The sequence below is a fragment of the Piscirickettsia salmonis LF-89 = ATCC VR-1361 genome, assembly GCF_000297215.2.
GTDB lineage: Bacteria > Pseudomonadota > Gammaproteobacteria > Piscirickettsiales > Piscirickettsiaceae > Piscirickettsia > Piscirickettsia salmonis.
In genome coordinates this window covers 1-3539 of the sequence record NZ_AMFF02000057.1, presented here as the reverse complement: position 1 = coordinate 3539, position 3539 = coordinate 1, and the positions used below count along the sequence as shown (strand labels likewise).

Annotated in this window: 3 protein-coding genes and 2 pseudogenes; 2 read left to right on the top strand and 3 right to left on the bottom strand. The window is 39.4% G+C overall.

What is annotated here, in order from left to right:
- Nucleotides 1-211 (bottom strand): annotated as a pseudogene (locus tag C200_RS16890) (IS30 family transposase); the annotation flags it as partial.
- Between the two features lie 144 nt (nucleotides 212-355).
- Between C200_RS16890 and C200_RS05995 the strand changes: the two are divergent.
- Nucleotides 356-856: pseudogene (locus C200_RS05995) on the top strand (transposase); the annotation flags it as partial.
- Between the two features lie 282 nt (nucleotides 857-1138).
- The gene (gene ald, locus C200_RS05990) at nucleotides 1139-2260 is read left to right on the top strand and encodes an alanine dehydrogenase (RefSeq protein ID WP_016211974.1); all 1122 of its coding nucleotides are present in this window, start codon (nucleotides 1139-1141) and stop codon (nucleotides 2258-2260) included.
- A gap of 99 nt (nucleotides 2261-2359) precedes the next feature.
- On the opposite strand, the gene C200_RS05985 is transcribed toward ald, so the two are convergent.
- Nucleotides 2360-2608: a hypothetical protein gene (locus C200_RS05985; RefSeq protein WP_230389126.1), complete on the bottom strand. Its 249-nt coding sequence runs from the start codon at nucleotides 2606-2608 to the stop codon at nucleotides 2360-2362.
- Nucleotides 2609-2661: 53 nt separating this feature from the next.
- Nucleotides 2662-3345 (bottom strand): hypothetical protein, encoded by a 684-nt coding sequence (locus C200_RS05980; RefSeq protein ID WP_230384623.1) that lies wholly within the window; start codon nucleotides 3343-3345, stop codon nucleotides 2662-2664.
- Between the last annotated feature and the right edge of the window lie 194 nt (nucleotides 3346-3539).

The window sequence follows — 3539 nt, the reverse complement described above, 5'->3', positions numbered from 1 at the left end:
AACATTTTTGCCTCCTCTGAAATTTGTCGAAAAGCTTGACCTTGCTTAGCGTTAGCTCGTTTTTTCTTGTGCACAGCGAGAAGTAAGCCGGTGACAATAAAGACCTTTAAAAATTCGTATTGGGGTGTGGCCGTTTAATCTCACGGTCTAATACGTGCTAGGAGAAAAGCCGAAGTGCCTTCTTAGCAATTGATCTGAGCGAGTCTCCCTCCTACATTGCCAGATTTATTTTACTCGCAAAGTTATTATGCCATTTAAGTGCCGATAAACCATCTCTACCCTCTAAGTCAAAAGGCGAACTAGAGAGTTTATCTGTATGAATATGAACTCTCTACTGAGTGTTGCACTTCAGATGACGGAGGGCGGAATCTATTTTGTTGATTCAACCGTACTACGAGTCTGTCATCATAAACGCAGTCATCAAAATAGAGTCTTTAAAGGACTGGCTAAAAAATGTGGTTCAACGATGGGGGGGTTGATGGCCTTTAAACTCAGTCAGGCAACAACGGATGTACCTGAAATTGCTCAAGGTCTGACAGGTAAGATTATTGGTGATAAAGGTTACATTTCACAAGATTTATTTAACAGGCTTTATGAAAAAGGACTGCAATTAATCAATAAAATTCGCAAGAATATGAAAAATAGGCTCATGCCTATCATCGATAAAATTTTACTCAGAAGACGTGGAATTATTGAAAGTGTATTTGATCAACTTAAAAACATCTCACAAATCGAGCACTCTAGGCATCGTAGTGTCAACAACTTTATGGTCAATATTCTTGCTGGATTAGCAGCCTACTGTCTTCAGGAGAAGAAGCCATCGCTTAATATCCAGCGTAACCTATTGACCAACTGAGTTATATCGAACTCACGTTATTTTTCTAATTGGCTAAGCTGCATTGATATGAAAGTACATTGAGTGAGGGCATTGTTATTAAGGTTAATTTTGAATTAATTTAAGCAAGAAGAGGGGTAAAAGTAATGCTAATCTTTTTTGCTTTAGAAAAATTTGTTGATTGGTATCAATAAATTATACCATTATCTTAATGTATTGCATTGCAAGATTGCACTCTTGAGTAAAACAGTTAAGATAAGCTGGACTAGAATTACAGACAGTGTTGAGAAGAAGGGGCATTACATGTTAATCGGCATTCCTAAAGAGATTAAAAATCATGAGTATCGGGTGGGTTTGACCCCAGCGAGCGTGCGTGAGTTATTAGCACATGGCCATCAAGTTATCGTAGAAAGTGCGGCTGGTGACGGTGTAGGCATGAGTGATGATGATTATCGCAGTGCAGGCGCGGAGATTGTAGGGTCTGCGAAAGATGTCTTTAGTAGTGCTGAAATGGTTGTGAAAGTTAAGGAGCCTCAACCTCAAGAATGCGAGATGCTTCGCGAAGATCAAGTTCTATTTACTTATTTGCATTTAGCCCCAGATCCACGCCAAACTGAGTTGTTGCAGCGCTCAGGGTGTACAGCAATTGCTTATGAAACGGTGACTGATGCTCGAGGTCAGTTGCCTTTACTCTCGCCGATGAGCGAGGTTGCTGGGCGTATGTCAATTCAAGCGGGTGCACACTGCTTAGAAAAAGCCCAAGGCGGCCGAGGCTTGCTTCTGGGAGGCGTTCCTGGTGTTGCTCCTGCAAATGTTGTTGTGATCGGCGGTGGCGTTGTGGGTACGAATGCGCTACAAATGGCAGTGGGAATGGGCGCAAACGTGACTGTGCTAGATAAGTCTTTGCATCGGTTACGTGAGTTAGATGCGCAATTTGGTTCACAGGTAAGAACAATTTATGCGACGCAGGAGACGATTGAACAGTACGCTTTAGATGCTGATTTAATTGTCGGGGCGGTGCTTGTCCCAGGTGCTGCTGCTCCTAAGCTGATTACCCGTGATATGCTACCGAAAATGCGCAAAGGAACTGTAATGGTTGATGTTGCTATTGATCAAGGGGGGTGCTTTGAGACCAGCCGTCCAACAACGCATTCAGATCCTATTTATAGTATTGATGGGGTGGTGCATTATTGTGTGGCAAATATGCCAGGCGCTGCGCCATATACCTCGACTATTGCGCTTAATAATGCGACTTTACCTTTTGCTTTGCAACTGGCGAACCAAGGCGCTAAGCAAGCGCTGGAAAATGACCCTCACTTGTTAAATGGCTTGAATATTCATAAAGGTCAGATTACCTATGCACAGGTTGCTAAGGCTTTAGATAAAAGTTTTGTAGACCCTAAAGAGGTTTTAGCAAACTGGTAATACTTTAAATATTATCAAATATTATATTAATGTTGATTGAAAGCTTCTATTGATTACTGACTTCGCATAGTGATAGTCATAGTGAGTATAAATAGAGGCTTATTTTTCTTCTGTTTTTTCAGCGCTTGCTAAGTCTGCGTTTGTTAGCTTCTTCGTTGTACTATCTGTCTTATCTTCTATGTTAAGTAAGGCATCATCTTCTTTTTTAGCAAGTTGCTTACGTATGCCGTGTTCAAAGTTTTCGTAGGTAATAATAATGAAGCCAATCAGAAATATAATAATAATTAAAAATACAATGGCCGCTTGCCAAGACACCGCTGGGTTAAATAGTAAAACTACTAAAATCATCACGATGAGTAACTTAATAAGTGCACTTAGAGCATGGCTGTGGCTAGGTCGCATTATTTTAATTCTGAACTATTATCGAGTATACTTTGTAAGTCTTCTCTTAGCGATGCAAAAACTGAACCAAAATTTTTTGACACCGGGTTTTCTGAGTTTTCATCGTATACATTTTGATCATTAAGAATAGTTTTCGCTTTTTCTAAGTCATTACTATCTAGGTGAAAGCGGGTAAAAGGGTTAATGCTATTGAGCCACTGTCCATACCAGTCTTTCCAGTTTGCTTCTATTCCTTTGATTTTTGATAGATTTTTCTCAATACGTTTGTGTTCTACGCCATAAAAGCCGATGAGTTTTTTATAGATACGCTCAAGATCTAGACGCGAACTTTCTACGCGTTGACGTCGACTTTGATAGGTATTGCAAGCACGCATGTAAAATTGTTCTCGTGCGGCAGCTTGACGTGAGCCCATATCTTCAGGTTTTGTTGGCGTATGATGATGTCTAGGAGGTGCAGTGGCTTTCTTGTTCTGTTGTTTTTGTTTGGGCTTTGATTTTTTATAGAATCGAGCATCCTCAAAAGCACTACGATATTCATCTAGGGCGTGAAGGAATGATTGAATATTCTCGTTGCGTTTTTTAAGTTCAGTATTGTACTGTAACTGGCTCTTATACTTAATAAAAAAGAATAGTGGCAAATAGAATAGCCCAGCAAGAACAGCAACAATGAATAAAGTCATCATAAAGGTTTGTGCATATGAAAATATAAATAAGCTAAAGAAAATTAGAGTAAATAGAATAATTAATAAAAGGCTGGAGAGTATATTCATTGTTATAATATCGTTAGATGATGAAGATCAAAAGTTTTCTATATGCATATATCGGCGAGTAAGTAATAAGTTTGAGCTTTATATTGTGAAATGATCCCCAAAATTTA

Coding starts and splice junctions, on each gene's coding strand:
- ald (WP_016211974.1), top strand. CDS start 1,139: ATGTTAATCGGCATTCCTAAAGAGATTAAAAATCATGAGTATCGGGTG.
- C200_RS05985 (WP_230389126.1), bottom strand. CDS start 2,608: ATGATTTTAGTAGTTTTACTATTTAACCCAGCGGTGTCTTGGCAAGCG.
- C200_RS05980 (WP_230384623.1), bottom strand. CDS start 3,345: ATGATGACTTTATTCATTGTTGCTGTTCTTGCTGGGCTATTCTATTTG.